Here is a 16560-nt window from a genome sequence, read left to right as displayed (position 1 = left end):
AGATTGGCAGGTGAATCCATTGGAAACGATTTATTTAAACGACTCCATTCAAACATTCCCTCTCCCCTATCCCGATATGGTATTGGCTTTGGGCTATTTTGACGGGGTACACCGAGCGCATCAAACGTTGTTAGAAACAGCAAAAAACATCGCAAGAAACAAAAATATTTCTTTTGGGGTGATGACGTTTCATCCGCATCCAAAAGTGGTGTTGTCTCCCACTCTTTCCGTCGATTCGTTTCGTTACATTACCCCGGTGGAAGAAAAAAAAGAGCAAATGAAAGCCCTTGGAGTGGATTATCTCTTTATAGTCAAGTTTGATAAAGCCTTTGCTTCCATCGCTCCGTCTACTTTTGTCGAGCAATATATTATCAACCTTGGTGTCAAACACGTCGTTGCTGGTTTTGATTATACTTACGGGTACAAGGGAGAAGGGGACATGGCCTCGTTTCCTGAACACGCAAAGGGAAAAGTGTCCCACACGGTCATTGAAAAAATTAGTGAAAACGGAGAAAAGATAGGATCGAGTCAAATTAGAGACGGAATTGAAGAAGGGGACATGGCGCTTGTTCATCGTTTACTTGGTCGTCCTTATCGCATGAGAGGGACTGTGGTACACGGAGAAAAGCGAGGAAGAACGATCGGTTTTCCGACAGCGAATATAGCCGTATCCGAACCTTATTTGTTCCCAAAAACAGGGGTGTATGCAGTGAAACTACAAGTGAATGACAGGTGGTATGAAGGGGTTTGTAACGTCGGCTATAAACCAACATTTCATGAAGAAAAAACAGCAGACCCGGAAATTGAAGTATATATATTCGATTTCCATCAAAACATTTACGGGAAAAAGGTCATCGTTGATTGGTACGAATTTATTCGCTCGGAACAAAAATTTTCTTCCATCGATGCATTGATTGCTCAAATGCATCGAGATGTGCACGTAGCACAACAATTTTTTCGCGCAAATTAAGGAATTCTCTTGCATTTGAACGTAAAAAACGGTACGCTATACATTGTAATGAATAGCCATTGCCTTGGCGAGACGTGCCTCCGACGTTTGGCTAGGGGAATTGGCGGTAAGAATATGAAAGGAGGTAGTGATTGTGGCATTGACACAAGAGCGTAAACAAGAAATTATTGAAGAGTTTAAAACTCATGAAAATGATACGGGTTCTCCGGAAGTTCAAGTGGCAATTTTAACGGAGCAAATTAACAACTTAAACGAACATTTGCGTGAACATAAAAAAGATCACCATTCACGTCGTGGTCTTTTGAAAATGGTTGGTAGACGCCGGAATTTATTAACGTATTTGCGTAATAAAGACGTTGTCCGTTATCGGAATTTGATTCAAAAGCTCGGCCTACGCCGATAGTCACATCGGACATCGGGGAGCGTAGATACGGAAGACGCAGGCTTTTCAAGATGAAAGCAACCTCATCCCCTGTATCACTTGTGCTGTGGTACGGGGGTTATTTTATGGAGTAGAACCATGTCCTTTCTTTTCATTTTATATAATTGTAAAATAGGGAAAGAGTGGACACAATATGAAGACAGTAAATTCAGGAGGCATTAGTTGAAATATGGAACAAAAGAAACAAACATTTGTCTATAACTGGTCAGGTCGAGAACTGAAAATTGAAACCGGTCAACTTGCAAAACAAGCAAATGGCGCGGCATTAGTAAGATACGGTGATACGGCTGTATTAGCGACTGCCACCGCGTCAAAAGAACCGAAAGATTTACCTTTTTTCCCGCTCACCGTCAATTACGAAGAACGGTTGTATGCTGCCGGGAAAATCCCGGGAGGGTTTATTAAACGGGAAGGAAGACCGAGTGAAGCAGCGGTATTAACTAGTCGATTAATTGATCGCCCAATTCGTCCGCTTTTTCCTGATGGATTCAGAAATGAAGTGCAAGTGGTCAGCATGGTTATGAGTGTGGATCAAGACTGTTCATCGGAGATGGCGGCGATGATTGGCTCTTCCCTTGCCCTTTGTTTGTCTGATATTCCGTTTTCAGGACCAATTGGTGGTGTCCACGTTGGAAGAATTGACGGAGAGTTTATCATTAACCCGACTTCCGAACAATGGGAGAAAAGTGATCTGGATTTAACCGTCGCTGGAACAAAAGAAGCCATTAACATGGTGGAAGCGGGGGCAAAAGAAGTTTCGGAAGATGTCATGTTAGAAGCGATTCTCTTTGCCCATGAAGAAATTAAACGATTGATTTCTTTTCAAGAAGAAATTATTGAACAAGTTGGCGCAAAAGAAAAAATGGAAGTGGAGTTGCAACTTCCTGATGAATCACTCGTTGAACGAGTGCATGAACTTGGTGAAGCTCGTTTAAAAGAAGCGATTCAAACGAAAGACAAACAGGAAAGAGAAGCAGCAATTGACGATGTCTTGGAAGCCATTTTAACGGAATTTGATGAAGAGGAACAGGAAGAAGTCAATGACATTTTTCAACAAATGTTAAAAGAAGAGACGCGCAAATTAATTACGAAAGAACGTATCCGTCCAGATGGTCGTGCACCGGAAGAAATTAGAGATTTAGATTCTCAAGTCAATTTATTACCGCGTACGCACGGTTCAGGTTTATTTACACGGGGACAAACGCAAGTGTTAAGCGTCTGTACGTTGGGAGCACTCGGCGACGTTCAAATTATTGATGGACTTGGCATGGAAGAATCAAAACGATTCATGCATCATTATAACTTCCCGCCATTTAGCGTAGGAGAAACCGGTCCGATGCGCGCTCCAGGACGACGTGAAATCGGTCATGGTGCCCTTGGAGAACGAGCATTAGAACCGGTCGTTCCGGATGAAAAAGAATTTCCTTATACGATTCGACTCGTCTCGGAAGTACTTGAATCCAATGGTTCATCTTCCCAAGCGAGTATTTGCGCGAGCATTTTAGCCATGATGGATGCGGGTGTTCCGATTAAAGCACCGGTGGCAGGGATTGCGATGGGTCTTGTGAAAGAAGGCGATGATGTTACCATTTTAACGGACATTCAAGGGATGGAAGACGCTTTAGGGGACATGGACTTTAAAGTAGCCGGGACAGAAAATGGAATTACCGCTTTGCAAATGGACATTAAAATTACCGGCATAGGAGAAGACATTTTAAAAGAAGCATTGGCACAAGCAAAAGAAGCTCGTTTAAAAGTGTTGGAAAACATGCACGAAGCGATTGCGGAGTCGAGAAAAGAATTATCCGAATATGCTCCTAAAATTTTAACGATGGTGATTGACCCAGAAAAAATTAGGGAAGTCATCGGTCCAAGTGGGAAAACGATTAATCAGATTATTGAAGATACCGGAGTTAAAATTGACATTGAACAAGACGGAACCATTTATATTTCTTCTTCCGATGTAGAAGCAAACAAGAAAGCAAAACAAATGATTGAAGACTTAGTCCGAGAAGTCAAAGTAGGAGAAACGTATTTAGGAGTAGTGAAACGAATTGAAAAATTCGGAGCGTTCGTCGAATTATTTAAAGGAAAAGATGGACTCGTCCATATTTCCCAACTCTCGAAAGACCGTGTGAATAAAGTGGAAGATGTCGTCAAAGTTGGTGATGAGATTGTCGTACGGGTCACCGAAATTGATCAACAGGGAAGAATTAATTTATCCCGGAAAGCAGTATTAATGGAAGAAAGTAAAAAAGAAAAATAATCGAAAAGGTGCTTGGCAATAGCCAAGTTCTTTTTGTCTAGGCTTCTTCTGTTGTTCTAAAGATTCCTTCTTCGCGCATAGAATAAAGCGAGGGGGAAACGAAATGAAGAAGCAATTTGTGACGACGATACTTTTTTTAGTAGTAAGTGTCATTTTATTTATGCATGAAGAATCATTCTCGTCCTATCAAGAGATCGGCTTGGAAAAAGAAACAGCTGTGGTCACTCAGAACATAACATCTTTATATACAGAATTAGAAGAAGCCGCTAAAACATATAATGAAGCCCCGATGAATGCGGTGGTCGATAAAGTGTGGAAAGCTATTCCAGGATATAGCGGGAGAGTAGTGGATATGAAAGCTTCTTATGAGAAAATGGCGGAAAAAGGTGTATTTGATGAGAAAAAAATTGTATTTAAAAATATTCAACCGGAAGTGCAATTGAAAGATTTACCACCGGCACCGATTTATCGAGGGAATCCAAATAAACCAATGGCCTCCTTTGCAGTAAACGTCTCATGGGGAGAAGAACATCTTCCCGCGATATTACAAACGTTGAGAAAAGAAAATGTTCGAGCTACTTTTTTTCTGGAAGGAAGATGGGTGCAAAAACATCCAAAATTAGCTAAAATGATTATGGAAGAAGGCCATGAAGTTGGCAGTCATGCGTATTCTCATCCTGATTTAAACCAATCTTCGCGAGAAAAAATCAAAGAAGAGCTTTCCAAGACGAATGAAGTGTTAGAAGCAGTTTTGTCTGTTCAGCCAACATTGTTTGCTCCACCTTCAGGTAGCTATAATAACGATGTCGTCAAAATAGCGCGGCAGATGGATATGTATACGATTTTATGGACAGTGGATACGATTGACTGGAAAAATCCAGAACCACATCACATGGCAGCCCGTGTAGCAGCCGAAGTAGAAAATGGTTCTATTATTTTAATGCATCCGACCGCTGCTACGAAAATAGGACTGACAGACATGATCCACCAGATCAAAGAAAAAGGTATTCACATAAACACAGTTGGTCATTTATTGGACGAGACGAGAATACCGGAAGTTGATTCGTGAAACAAGGGGGATTTTTTTTGGTAGAAAAAATCATATTAGACAATGGCGTGCGCATCGTTACCGAACATATGCCATCGATGCGATCTCTTTCAATCGGGATTTGGGTTGGTGCCGGCTCTCGCTATGAAACAGTGGAAAATCGTGGAATTTCTCATTTTTTAGAACATATGTTTTTTAAAGGAACGACGAGCCGGACGGCCACAGAAATTGCGGAAAGTTTTGATAAAATCGGTGGGCAAGTGAATGCTTTTACTTCAAAAGAATACACTTGTTTTTACGCAAGGGTACTGGATCAACATGCAAGCGTTGCGCTCGACATTTTAGCAGATATGTTTTTTCATTCAACTTTTCAAAAGGAAGAATTTAAAAAAGAACAAAATGTCATATTAGAAGAAATAAAAATGGTAGAAGATACTCCGGATGATATCATTCATGACATGTTAGGAGAAGCATATTTTGGTAGTCATGCACTGGGGCGCCCTATTTTAGGAACGAAAGAATCCGTTCTTTCCTTCACTCCAGAGCACTTACTTCGTTATAAAGAGCAATTTTACACAGCGGATCGCATTGTTATTTCCCTGGCAGGAAACATTTCAGAAAAGGTGATAGAAGCAATCAAAGAGAAATTTGGGCATGTTACTACGTTCTCTTCTTCCGTTTCTCTCACCCGACCAAAGATATCTACAAACAAAATTGTTCGGGAAAAAGATACAGAACAAGCCCATGTTTGTTTTGGTTTTCCTGGCCTTCCGCTTGGTCACGACGACATGTATGCACTGACCTTGTTGAATAACGCCCTTGGTGGCAGCATGAGCAGTCGATTATTTCAAGATATAAGAGAAGAAAGTGGCCTTGCTTATTCTGTTTTTTCTTACCATCTTTCTTTTCAAGATACAGGGTTGTTAACAATTTATGCCGGAACAGCCCTCGAACAGGTCGATGAATTAGTGGAAAAAACGATGCAGTCACTGAATAAGTTGCGAAAAGAAGGGATGACCAACAAAGAATTAGAAAACGGAAAAGAACAATTAAAAGGAAGCTTTATGTTAAATTTAGAGAGCACAAACAGTCGAATGAATCGCAATGGTAAAAATGAATTACTGCAAAACAAACACTTTACATTAGATGAAGTGATGGAACATATTGATCGAGTCACTTTGGAAGATATCGATAGAATCGCACAGTACATAATACGAGAGGACTATGCCTTCTCGTTGATTAGTCGAGAAGGAACATTGCCATCATCTGTCACAACGCATTCGTCATCCTTTTAATATGAGAAAGAGAGGAAGGGAACATTTGTGCGTTTGAGCGAAATAAGCAAATTAGAAGTGATTGATCGAAAGCGCGGGGAAAAGCTTGGGGTTCCAGGAGATGTTGATGTCATTTTTGATGAGAAAACCGGGAAAATTACATCCCTTGTTTTTCCGCAAAGTCCTCGTTTCCTTCGAAAAAAAAGAAAAGAGTGGATGATTCCGTGGAAACATATCGACCGTATTGGAGATGACTGTATTATTATTGATCCAACGCATTTACAATAGCATATCGAAGCAAAAAGAGGGGCGCATCGCCGCTCTTTTTTGTATTCGGATAGAAGTTTTCACTTATCATGTGCTTTTTCATAAAGTATAAGAGTCGACTCGACGCTGAAGGAGAGAGACAACAAATGAAAAAGAAAAAGCTCGTCATTATTGGAGGAGATGCGAGACAAACAGAAATTGCGGAACAATGTTTACGTCACGGAATACGCGTATATCTCATCGGTTTTGAAAAATGGAATCGTCATGCTTTTGATATCGTAAAAGCGAATGGATACGGAGATGTTCCGTGGCCGGATGTGGATGCGATTTTGCTACCGGTTAGTGGATTGAAAGAAGGAAATAAAGTGGAAGCGGTATTTGCTAAACAGAACGTGATTCTTCAAGAGGAATGGGTGAAAAGAACAAAATCAAATTGTGTCGTCATAACTGGTATTCATACAACATCATTGCATGCGTTGTTAACAAAATATCCGCGTCCATATCACAAGTTGTTAGAAAGAGATGATATTGCCATTTATAATTCCATTCCATCTGCGGAAGGAACGTTACTCATGGCGCTTCAAGAAACGGATATCACCATCCACGGTTCACGTACCATTGTGTTAGGCTTTGGCCGCACGGGTCAGACGATTGCAGACACCTTTTCCTCCCTCGGTGCATATGTAAAAGTAGTCACAAACGCTACTTCTGAAAAAGCAAGAGCGGAAGTGATGGGGTTTACGACATTTCATACAAATGCGTTAAGTGATATCGTCAAGGACGGAGATATTTGCGTGAATACGATCCCCGCCCTTGTCTTATCAAAAGAAGTTCTCACTCATGCTTCCTCGCGAATGTTAATTATCGATCTTGCTTCCGCGCCGGGAGGGACGGATTTTGACTATGCAAAGAAAAGAGGAATGAAAGCGTTGCTGGCACCGGGTTTACCCGGAAGAGTCGCACCAGTGACAGCCGGGCGGATACTCGCGCAAGTATTAATTGATCTATTATTAGAAAAGGAGGCGTAACCATGCCTTTTCAAAAGAAACGGATTGGTTTCGGAGTCACGGGAAGTCATTGCACCTTGGAAGAAGCCATCCCATACATGAAAGAGTTACGCGACAAAGGTGCAGATATTTATCCCATTGTTACCCCTACTGTATTAACTACTGACACAAAATTTGGTTCGAAGGAAAAGTGGATCAAAAAAATCAAAGAGGCGTCTGGGAAAAATGACATTGTCGATTCCATCGTAAAAGCAGAACCTTTTGGACCGAAAACGCCATTGGATGCAATGGTCATTGCACCATTAACCGGAAATTCGCTCAGTAAATTCGCCAATGCCATCACCGATAGCCCAGTGCTTATGACCGCGAAAGCGACACTACGAAACCAAAAACCAGTTGTATTAGCAATCTCTACTAATGATGCCCTCGGGTTAAATGGACAAAACCTAATGAAGTTGATGAATGCTAAAAATATTTACTTTGTACCTTTCGGGCAAGATAATCCAATCAAAAAACCAACATCACTTGTTGCAAGAATGGAAGCAATCGCTATGACATTGGAAGAAGCGCTTTCTGGTCGTCAATATCAGCCTGTCATCATAGAAAAATATAAAGATTAAAACGAGAGGAATATTGCGAAATGAGATGGAATCTATTATGTTACAATAGAAACAGTTATTCATCGAAATAGCTGTAAATTGTACTGGAAGGGGTATTCATAGATGTCAAAAAATGAGTTTAATATTGCAGTAGTAGGAGCAACAGGTGCAGTAGGTCAACAAATTGTTCGTATTTTAGAAGAAAAGAACTTTCCGATTAATGAACTTCGTTTACTTTCATCGAAACGTTCTGCTGGAAAAAAGATGACGTTTCAAAATAAAGAATATACATTAGAAGAAGCAACGCCTGCATCTTTTCAAGGAATAGATATCGCATTCTTTTCGGCTGGGGGTTCGGTTTCCAAAGCTCTTGCACCGGAAGCGGTGAAACATGGCGCGGTCGTTGTTGATAACACGAGCGCTTATCGGATGGATGAAAACGTTCCGCTCGTCGTCCCGGAAGTGAATGAAGAAGCGGTAAAAAATCATCAAGGAATCGTGTCCAATCCAAATTGTTCCACGATTCAAATGGTAGTGGCACTCAAGCCCATTCGAGAAAAGTACGGCTTAAAACGTGTCATTGTTTCCACCTATCAAGCCGTATCTGGAGCCGGTCTTTCCGCCGTGGAAGAAATGAAGAGTCAAACACAAGATGTGTTAGCAGGAAAAGATGTTCAGCCTGAAATTTTACCAGTAGGCAGTGACAAAAAGCATTATCAAATTGCTTTTAACGCGATTCCTCAAATCGATAAATTTCAAGAGAATGGCTATACTTTTGAAGAAATGAAAATGATAAATGAAACGAAAAAAATCTTGGGAGACAATCAACTCGCGGTGGCAGCAACTTGCGTTCGTCTTCCGGTAGAAACAGGACATTCTGAGTCTGTCTATGTGGAAGTGGAAAACGGTTCTCCATCCGTGGAAGAATTAAAAGAAGTCATTGCGAATGGAGCAGGGATTACGTTAAAAGATAATCCAGCAGAACAAGAGTATCCAATGGCTGTCGATTGTGTCGGATTACCGGATGTGTTTGTAGGAAGAGTCCGTCGCGATTTAGATAATGAACAAGGATACCATTTTTGGGTTGTTTCTGACAACTTAATAAAAGGTGCTGCATATAATACGATACAAATAGCAGAAAGTATTATCAAACTGGGAGCTCTATCATAAGGGGGCCTATATGAACATTGTCGTTCAAAAATTTGGCGGCACGTCCGTTCAAACGGATGAAACGAGAAAGGTTGCAGCTAGTCACGTGAAACGTGCTGTATTTCAAGGGAAGAAAGTGGTTGTCGTTGTGTCGGCAATGGGCCGTAAAGGAGATCCATATGCGACGGATACGCTCCTCGGACTGATACGTTCTACGGCAATGAAAGAGATGCCACGCGAAAGGGATATGCTTCTTTCTTGTGGAGAAATAATCTCCGCGGTGGTGTTTACGGATCTTCTCTGTTCCGTTGGTTTAAAAGCAATGGCTCTTACTGGTTTTCAAGCAGGAATTACTACGGATGACACATTTGGAGAGGCTCGTATTGTAGATGTGGACACAACGAAAATCATGGATTTGTTCTCGTCTGATTATGAGGTAATCGTCGTGGCAGGGTTTCAAGGCAAGTCTCGAAACGACGAAATTACGACGCTCGGTCGAGGAGGTAGCGATACGTCTGCCACGGCATTGGCCTCTTCTTTACATGCTGAGTATGTTGATATTTACACGGACGTGGAAGGCGTCATGACCGCAGATCCTCGCATTGTGTCAAACGCTGTCACGATACGAACAGTGACATACGAAGAAATATGTAATTTTGCTTATCAAGGAGCGAAAGTGATTCATCCACGGGCAGTAGAGATTGCGATGCAAAATAAAATCCCCATCTATGTTCGTTCCTTGTATAAGGGAGAAATCGGAACGACCATTACGGACCAAAAAGGAGTGAAGGAACGGTTAATTACAGGTGTCGCACATTTATCTCATGTCACCCAGATTACGGTCAAAGGAGAAGCTTCCGTTCATCTCCAAAAAGAAGTATTTGATACGATTGCCAAAGCGGATATATCGGTCGATTTTATTAATATCCAACCGAAACTCATTCGTTTTACTGTTTCCGATGAACAAAAAGATCGCGCAATCACGTTACTTCGTCATAAAGGGTATGAACCGGAAGCAATTTCAGGTTGTGCAAAAGTGTCTGCAGTCGGAGCAGGGATGACAGGAGTACCAGGAGTAGCAGCAAAAATTGCCACTGCTTTAGCCAATGAAGGGATTGAAATTTTACAATCGGCTGATTCTCATACGACCATTTGGGTACTCATTAAAGGTGAAGATATGGAAAAAGCAGTACTACGGATTCACGAAGCGTTTGACTTAGCCAACGCGACTTTCCCGGATGGACGGCAGGCGAAAGAAAGGGGCGAGAGTCATTGAATTTTGGACAATTGCTAACGGCAATGATCACCCCGTTTGATCAGCAAGGAAACTTAGATAAAGACGCTTTAGAACCGTTAATTGAACACTTGCTTTCCACCGGTACGGATGGGATTGTAGTGGCAGGTACGACGGGGGAGTCCCCAACGCTTTCTACCGAGGAAAAATTATTTTTGTTTCAACGCGTGAAAGAAATCGTTGCTGATCGTGCCTACGTATTAGCAGGAACGGGTACCAATGATACCCGTTATTCCGTCGAACTGACAGAAAAAGCGACCACACAAGGCGTGGACGGTGTGATGATTGTTACTCCTTATTACAATAAGCCAAACCAAGAAGGTCTTTTTCATCATTTTCAAACGATCGCAAAAGCAACACATTTACCTGTAATGATTTATAACATCCCCGGAAGATGTGTCATTAATATGGATCCGACAACGATTGTTCGGCTCTCTAGCATCCCGAATGTTACTTCGGTAAAAGAAGCAAGCGGCGACATCGAACAAATTGCCACCGTCATTGAAAACACCCCGGAAAACTTCCACGTATATAGCGGAGACGACTCCATGACGTTACCAATCATGTCCGTCGGAGGAACAGGAGTAGTATCCGTCGCTTCTCACTTAATCGGTCGGGATTTAAAACAAATGATGGAAGAATTTTCGGCAGGAAACATCCAGGAGGCAGCAACACTGTATCGAAAACTGCTTCCAAAAATGAAAGGTTGCTTTGTCGCACCGAATCCAACGCCTATTAAAGCGATGTTAAATGAATTAGGAATTATCACTTCTTATCCCCGCCCACCATTGTTACCGTTAAAAGAGAGTGATTGGAACAAAATGAAACAATTATTTAGCCTGGTGTAACACTAGGCTTTTTTTACGTTCATGAATATGTCTTGTATTTCCAATTTGATTTGCGTTATACTACAACCAAGTGCTTCGGTTCGGGTCGTTTCAAAAGGAATCATCATCGATATCGTAAAGTAAGTGAAAGAATGGATAATAGTAGGAGGAAATTGATTTGGTAAACGATACAAAGGAAGTCGTGCGTGTTTTTTCTCTGGGCGGTGTTGGAGAAATTGGAAAAAACATGTACGTCATCGAATTAGACGAAGATATTCTCGTTTTAGATGCAGGACTGATATTTCCAGAAGAGGACATGCTTGGCGTTGATATTGTCATCCCTGACATTTCTTATCTTGTCCAAAATAAAGATCGGATTAGAGGCATCGTGTTAACGCACGGTCATGAAGATCATATCGGGGCTTTACCTTATATTTTTAAAAAATTAAATCCCCCGATATATGGAACAAAATTAACGCTCGGTCTCGTCGAAGAACAGTTGAAAGAAAAAAAAGTGAAACAAAAAGCTGATTTACGTGTCATTCATGAAAACACGACGTTAAAAGCCGGAAAGTTAGAAGTGCGATTTTTTAGCACTGCGCATAGCATTCCCGGTTCTCTCGGTGTATCTATTCACACTTCTCAAGGAGCGATTGTTTATACCGGTGATTTTAAATTAGATCAAATGCCAGTGGATGGGGTATTTACTGATATTGAAACACTCACTCGCCTCGGAAGAGAAGGCGTTCTTTGTTTGTTATCGGACAGCACGAATGCAGAGGTTCCCGGATACACTCCTTCAGAAACAGTGGCTGGACAAGGCATTCGCGAAGTATTTCAAGAAGCAGAAGGACGATTAATCGTTACTACCTTTGCCTCAAATATTCATCGCATTCAACAAGTACTCGATGCTTCTCTGGAACAAGGAAGAAAAGTAGTCATATCGGAAAAAAGTTTACAAAAAATTGTCCATATTGCTCGTCAATTAGGACATCTTCATTGTGATGATGATCTGTTGATTCCCATTGATAAAGTCGATCAGTTAAAGGATGATGAAATCACGATATTATGTACCGGAAGTCAAGGAGAACCGATGTCTGTGCTTGCATTAATGGCAAAAGGAGCCCATCGTCATATCTCCATTCGTCCGAATGACACGGTCATTATTGCTGCCAATCCTGCACCAGGAAATGAAAAGACGATAGCGAAAACCATTGACCATTTATACCAAGCGGGAGCTGACGTGATTTATGGGGATAAAAATATCCATGTGTCCGGTCATGCTAGCCAAGAGGAATTACTTTTTATGCTGAATCTTTTAAAGCCGAAATATTTTATTCCTGTCCACGGGGAATATCGCATGCAATTTGCTCACGGTGAATTGGCCGAAAAAACAGGAGTGCTGCGTGAACACATCTTTCTACTGGATAAAGGGGATTGCGTCGAATTTGTCGATGGACAAGGAAAACGAAGCGGAAAAGTGCCGGCGGGGAATGTTTTAATTGATGGGTTAGGGATTGGCGATGTAGGAAATATTGTTCTCCGCGACCGACGTTTATTGTCAGAAGATGGCATCTTAGTAGTTGTTGTTACGTTAAATAAAAAAAATGGTGCGATTGCTTCTGGACCGGACATCATCTCTCGTGGGTTTGTTTACGTGCGAGAGTCCGAAAAATTACTGCAAGAAGCAAACGATAAAGTAACTGCTACGTTAAAGGAATGCATGAGTGAAAATGTCAATGAGTGGTCTACGTTAAAAAGCAATATTCGCGACGTATTAAGTCGTTATTTATACGAAAAAACGAAACGCCGACCGATGATCTTACCGATTATTATGGAAGTATAGATGATAGCATACTACGGATAGAAAATGACTTCTAGACGTAGTATGCTTTTTTCGTTTCCGACATGAGAAATAGAAAGAGGATGCATGATTCAAAAAGGGAGCGTCATACTAGTTGTAAAGGAGGAATGAAGATGTATGATAAAGAAAATATAAAAAGTACGACCCCATCGTCTCCGGCGCCGACCCAACCAGAAGAAAACGAAAACAAAGACGGGGGCTTAGTCAATAAAATTCGGGAACTCGGTCAGACGAATGTCATTGATATGGAACAATCAAACATTCACTGTATTACGATTGTTGGACAAGTGGAAGGGCATATGCAACTTCCTCCTCAAAACAAAACAACAAAATATGAACATATTATCCCACAGCTTGTAGCAGCAGAGCAAAATGAGAAGGTGGAAGGGCTGTTAATCGTCTTAAACACAGTAGGAGGGGATGTAGAAGCTGGTCTTGCGATTTCTGAAATGATTGCAAGTATGAGCAAACCGACCGTTACTCTTGTGCTTGGAGGAGGTCATTCGATTGGTGTTCCCATTGCGGTGGCTGCCGATTACAGTTTCATTGCGGAAACCGCCACGATGACGATTCACCCGATTCGCTTGACAGGACTTGTTATTGGAGTCCCACAAACCTTTGAGTATTTAGATAAAATGCAAGAAAGAGTCATTCGTTTTGTCTCTCAACATTCCAATGTAAAAGAAGAAACTTTTAAAGAACTGATGTTTGCGAAAGGAAATTTAACGAGAGATATCGGTACCAATGTCATCGGTCCGGAAGCAGTCTCCCACGGTTTAATTAATGAAGTAGGTGGAATTGGCAGTGCCCTTTCGAAATTAAATGAACTGATTCGTCATCACAACGAACAAGGAGGGCAATTGCAATGATTATCTACACTCCTCTTACAATGGACGAGGTGTTTCCAACCGATCCTACGCAATTCAACAACAAAAAAACAATTCCGATTAAACATGGTGTCATTACGTTGGAAAAACGGGAAGAAACGTGGCTCGTTTGTTCTCTTCATAGTTCGAATCCTGCCGATTATCTACGCTCGGACTATCAACCAGGTACGATTTGGTCCGCTCCCTTAGAAGAGAAATAAAGGTAAGATATGTTATAATCATACAAGAACGAAACGAACTGTTTAAAAGAAAGGGCCTGTCATCATAAAGACAGCCCTCTTCTTGTGACAGTTTACATATATCAGCGGATGGAAAGCGAGGTGGCAACGTGGCAAAGAAAACAAAACGAAAAAGAAGAACTTCCAAAAAAGAATGGAAAAAACAATTAAAATTTGAAATTACCGGTCTTATTCTTTTTACCATTGGTTTGCTTTCGCTGTTTCAACTTGGACGTGTGGGCGATATTACGTTATCATTGTTTCGTTTTCTTGCAGGAGAGTGGCATATTATCATTAATATTGCCGTATTAATCATTGCTGCGACTTTTATTGTGAAACGTTCTTTTCCTCGCATGACGGGAAGAAGAATGATGGGATTGTATCTTGCCCTACTTACCTTCCTATTATTAAGTCACGTGAAAATGTTTGAGAATTTACAAGCATTAGGAGAATTTCAACAAGAAAGCGCGTTAGTTACGACGTGGGATTTATTCATCCTTGATCCATTTGACCGGGGAATTGTGAGCGATCTTGGTGGAGGTATGATTGGCGCCCTTCTTTTTATTTTTATGTACTTTTTATTTGATATGGGCGGCACGCGGATTGTCTCCATTTTGCTGTTTTTATTATCATTTCTCCTGATTACTGGCTTATCCATTCAAGATGTGATGCGATATGTCAAAGAAAAAAGTGTCCCCATTTGGAAATCAGCGCGAAAAAAAGTGACCAAGTGGTCGAATCATACGAAGGAATGGCTCAAACAAAAAAAACAACCATCCCCTCAACCAAAAGAGAACAAACGCGTAAAAAGAGAATTGCCTACGGAAGAAAGAGAAGAACCAGCACAAGAACCGATTATCTATAATTTCGCAGAAGATACAAACACTTTAGAAGAAGAACCTGCGACTCCTTCAAAGCCGAAACAATCTTTATCATCTACCGCCGACCAAAAAGAAGAGAAATCGAAAGAATTGGAATTTCATTTGGAAGAGAAAAATAATGAATCCTATGAGTTACCGAGCATTTCATTACTACGGGCAGCATCTCCCAATCAAGAGCAGCAGGAAACGCGTTTCGTCTCCCGCAATGCACGAAAACTTGAAGAAACGTTACATAGTTTTGGGGTTCATGCTCGTGTCAATGAAGTGCATGTTGGTCCGGCTGTGACGAAATATGAAGTACAGCCGAACACTGGAGTGAAAGTAAGTAAAATTGTAAACCTTGCGGATGATTTAGCATTAGCCCTTGCTGCAAAAGATATTCGAATGGAAGCGCCAATTCCTGGTAAAGCAGCGATCGGAATTGAAGTACCGAATCAATCCGTTTCCATGGTCACGCTACGGGAAGTGCTGGAGTCGGCTGGAAAAGAAAATGATCACGTTTTATCCGTTGCCCTTGGCCGTGATATTTCCGGGGAGCCAGTGATGGCGTCATTAAATAAAATGCCTCATTTGCTTGTAGCTGGTGCGACAGGAAGTGGGAAAAGCGTTTGCATTAATGGGATGATTACAAGTATTTTAATGAAAGCTCGTCCGGATGAAGTGAAAATGATGATGATTGACCCGAAAATGGTTGAATTAAATGTGTACAACGGCATCCCTCATTTGTTGGCACCGGTCGTAACGGACCCGAAAAAAGCGGCACAAGCACTGAAAAAAGTAGTGGCGGAAATGGAGCGAAGATATGAATTGTTTTCTGAGTCAGGAACCCGTAACATGGAAGGATACAATCAGCTCATTCAAGAGCGAAACAAACAGCAAGAAGAAAAAGAACGGCTTCTTCCATACATCATCGTCATCGTGGATGAATTAGCGGATTTGATGATGGTTGCATCAAGCGACGTAGAAGATGCCATCACTCGCCTTGCCCAAATGGCACGGGCTGCTGGCATTCATATGATTATCGCTACCCAACGCCCTTCTGTCGATGTTATCACCGGAGTCATTAAAGCGAACATTCCGTCTCGAATTGCTTTTGGTGTCTCTTCTCAAACGGATTCACGCACTATTTTAGATGCAGCTGGAGCAGAAAAGTTGTTAGGAAAAGGGGATATGCTCTATCATCCAGTTGGTGCCAATAAGTCTACTCGGATTCAAGGGGCTTTTGTTTCTGACGAAGAAGTGGAACGAGTGGTGGAAGCAGTAATTGCCCAGCAAAAAGCAAGCTATGAAGAAGAGATGATTCCGGAAGATGAACCTGAAATTGAGGAAGAAGTGGAAGATGAATTATATCCTGAAGCGGTGGATTTAGTCCTTCATATGCAAAGCGCCTCCGTTTCCATGCTCCAACGCCGTTTTCGCATCGGATACACCCGTGCTGCGCGACTTATTGACGAAATGGAACGCCGCGGAGTTGTCGGCCCTTATGAAGGAAGTAAACCAAGGAAAGTGTTATTATCAAAAGAACAAGAAAACGACACTCCCTCTATAGAGACGCAATAGAAAGGTG

15 protein-coding genes are annotated in these 16560 nt (G+C 41.5%); all 15 read left to right on the top strand.

Translation table 11 applies throughout. From position 1 onward, the window contains the following. Nucleotides 1-10 precede the first annotated feature (10 nt). The 15 genes from ribF to GJS40_RS11220 all read left to right on the top strand — a co-directional run bounded on the left by ribF (nt 11) and on the right by GJS40_RS11220 (nt 16553). On the top strand, nt 11-970 hold the full coding sequence (gene ribF / locus GJS40_RS11290; RefSeq protein WP_377901887.1) for a riboflavin biosynthesis protein RibF: 960 nt from the start codon (nt 11-13) through the stop codon (nt 968-970). A 133-nt stretch (nt 971-1103) separates the two neighbouring features. Then, a complete protein-coding gene (rpsO, locus tag GJS40_RS11285) occupies nt 1104-1373 on the top strand; it encodes a 30S ribosomal protein S15 (protein ID WP_270897959.1) in 270 nt (89 codons plus the stop codon). Between the two features lie 208 nt (nt 1374-1581). Then, complete coding sequence (locus GJS40_RS11280; RefSeq protein WP_270897958.1) at nt 1582-3678, top strand: polyribonucleotide nucleotidyltransferase; 2097 nt, start codon at nt 1582-1584, stop codon at nt 3676-3678. A 103-nt stretch (nt 3679-3781) separates the two neighbouring features. Then, the gene (locus tag GJS40_RS11275) at nt 3782-4747 is read left to right on the top strand and encodes a polysaccharide deacetylase family protein (RefSeq protein ID WP_270897957.1); all 966 of its coding nucleotides are present in this window, start codon (nt 3782-3784) and stop codon (nt 4745-4747) included. Between the two features lie 17 nt (nt 4748-4764). Then, entirely contained in the window at nt 4765-6021 is a 1257-nt protein-coding gene (locus GJS40_RS11270; RefSeq protein ID WP_270897956.1) for a M16 family metallopeptidase, read from the top strand. A 27-nt stretch (nt 6022-6048) separates the two neighbouring features. After that, on the top strand, nt 6049-6288 hold the full coding sequence (locus tag GJS40_RS11265) for a YlmC/YmxH family sporulation protein (RefSeq protein WP_270897955.1): 240 nt from the start codon (nt 6049-6051) through the stop codon (nt 6286-6288). A gap of 125 nt (nt 6289-6413) precedes the next feature. Continuing rightward, on the top strand, nt 6414-7295 hold the full coding sequence (gene dpaA / locus GJS40_RS11260) for a dipicolinic acid synthetase subunit A (RefSeq protein ID WP_270897954.1): 882 nt from the start codon (nt 6414-6416) through the stop codon (nt 7293-7295). A 2-nt stretch (nt 7296-7297) separates the two neighbouring features. Beyond that, nucleotides 7298-7894, top strand: coding sequence for a dipicolinate synthase subunit B (locus GJS40_RS11255; protein ID WP_270897953.1), 597 nt, complete (start codon nt 7298-7300; stop codon nt 7892-7894). A gap of 102 nt (nt 7895-7996) precedes the next feature. After that, nucleotides 7997-9043 carry an aspartate-semialdehyde dehydrogenase gene (gene asd, locus GJS40_RS11250; RefSeq protein ID WP_270897952.1) on the top strand — a complete coding sequence of 349 codons (1047 nt, stop codon included), beginning with the start codon at nt 7997-7999 and terminating at the stop codon, nt 9041-9043. Nucleotides 9044-9053: 10 nt separating this feature from the next. After that, the gene (dapG, locus tag GJS40_RS11245) at nt 9054-10298 is read left to right on the top strand and encodes an aspartate kinase (RefSeq protein ID WP_270897951.1); all 1245 of its coding nucleotides are present in this window, start codon (nt 9054-9056) and stop codon (nt 10296-10298) included. After that, nucleotides 10295-11164 carry a 4-hydroxy-tetrahydrodipicolinate synthase gene (dapA, locus tag GJS40_RS11240; protein WP_270897950.1) on the top strand — a complete coding sequence of 290 codons (870 nt, stop codon included), beginning with the start codon at nt 10295-10297 and terminating at the stop codon, nt 11162-11164. The genes dapG and dapA overlap by 4 nt, the downstream gene beginning before the upstream one ends. Nucleotides 11165-11321: 157 nt before the next feature. Then, nucleotides 11322-12989 carry a ribonuclease J gene (locus tag GJS40_RS11235; RefSeq protein WP_377901893.1) on the top strand — a complete coding sequence of 556 codons (1668 nt, stop codon included), beginning with the start codon at nt 11322-11324 and terminating at the stop codon, nt 12987-12989. A 131-nt stretch (nt 12990-13120) separates the two neighbouring features. Further along, nucleotides 13121-13876 carry a ClpP family protease gene (locus GJS40_RS11230; protein ID WP_270897949.1) on the top strand — a complete coding sequence of 252 codons (756 nt, stop codon included), beginning with the start codon at nt 13121-13123 and terminating at the stop codon, nt 13874-13876. Then, the gene (locus GJS40_RS11225; protein ID WP_270897948.1) at nt 13873-14094 is read left to right on the top strand and encodes a YlzJ-like family protein; all 222 of its coding nucleotides are present in this window, start codon (nt 13873-13875) and stop codon (nt 14092-14094) included. Before GJS40_RS11230 ends, GJS40_RS11225 begins: the two co-directional genes overlap by 4 nt. 128 nt (nt 14095-14222) lie before the next feature. Next, nucleotides 14223-16553, top strand: a complete 2331-nt coding sequence (locus GJS40_RS11220) for a DNA translocase FtsK (protein ID WP_270897947.1) — start codon at nt 14223-14225, stop codon at nt 16551-16553. The last annotated feature ends 7 nt before the right edge of the window (nt 16554-16560 follow it).

The sequence above is a fragment of the Aliibacillus thermotolerans genome, assembly GCF_027853235.1.
Classification (GTDB): domain Bacteria; phylum Bacillota; class Bacilli; order Bacillales; family Marinococcaceae; genus Aliibacillus; species Aliibacillus thermotolerans.
The sequence above is the reverse complement of the archived record's forward strand: the minus strand, read 5'-3'. Positions and strand labels throughout refer to the sequence as shown.

What these genes read in the sequence shown, in the direction of transcription:
- dapG (WP_270897951.1), top strand. Translation starts at nt 9,054, where the DNA reads ATGAACATTGTCGTTCAAAAATTTGGCGGCACGTCCGTTCAAACGGAT.
- GJS40_RS11255 (WP_270897953.1), top strand. Translation starts at nt 7,298, where the DNA reads ATGCCTTTTCAAAAGAAACGGATTGGTTTCGGAGTCACGGGAAGTCAT.
- GJS40_RS11280 (WP_270897958.1), top strand. Translation starts at nt 1,582, where the DNA reads ATGGAACAAAAGAAACAAACATTTGTCTATAACTGGTCAGGTCGAGAA.
- dpaA (WP_270897954.1), top strand. Translation starts at nt 6,414, where the DNA reads ATGAAAAAGAAAAAGCTCGTCATTATTGGAGGAGATGCGAGACAAACA.
- asd (WP_270897952.1), top strand. Translation starts at nt 7,997, where the DNA reads ATGTCAAAAAATGAGTTTAATATTGCAGTAGTAGGAGCAACAGGTGCA.
- GJS40_RS11225 (WP_270897948.1), top strand. Translation starts at nt 13,873, where the DNA reads ATGATTATCTACACTCCTCTTACAATGGACGAGGTGTTTCCAACCGAT.
- GJS40_RS11275 (WP_270897957.1), top strand. Translation starts at nt 3,782, where the DNA reads ATGAAGAAGCAATTTGTGACGACGATACTTTTTTTAGTAGTAAGTGTC.
- GJS40_RS11230 (WP_270897949.1), top strand. Translation starts at nt 13,121, where the DNA reads ATGTATGATAAAGAAAATATAAAAAGTACGACCCCATCGTCTCCGGCG.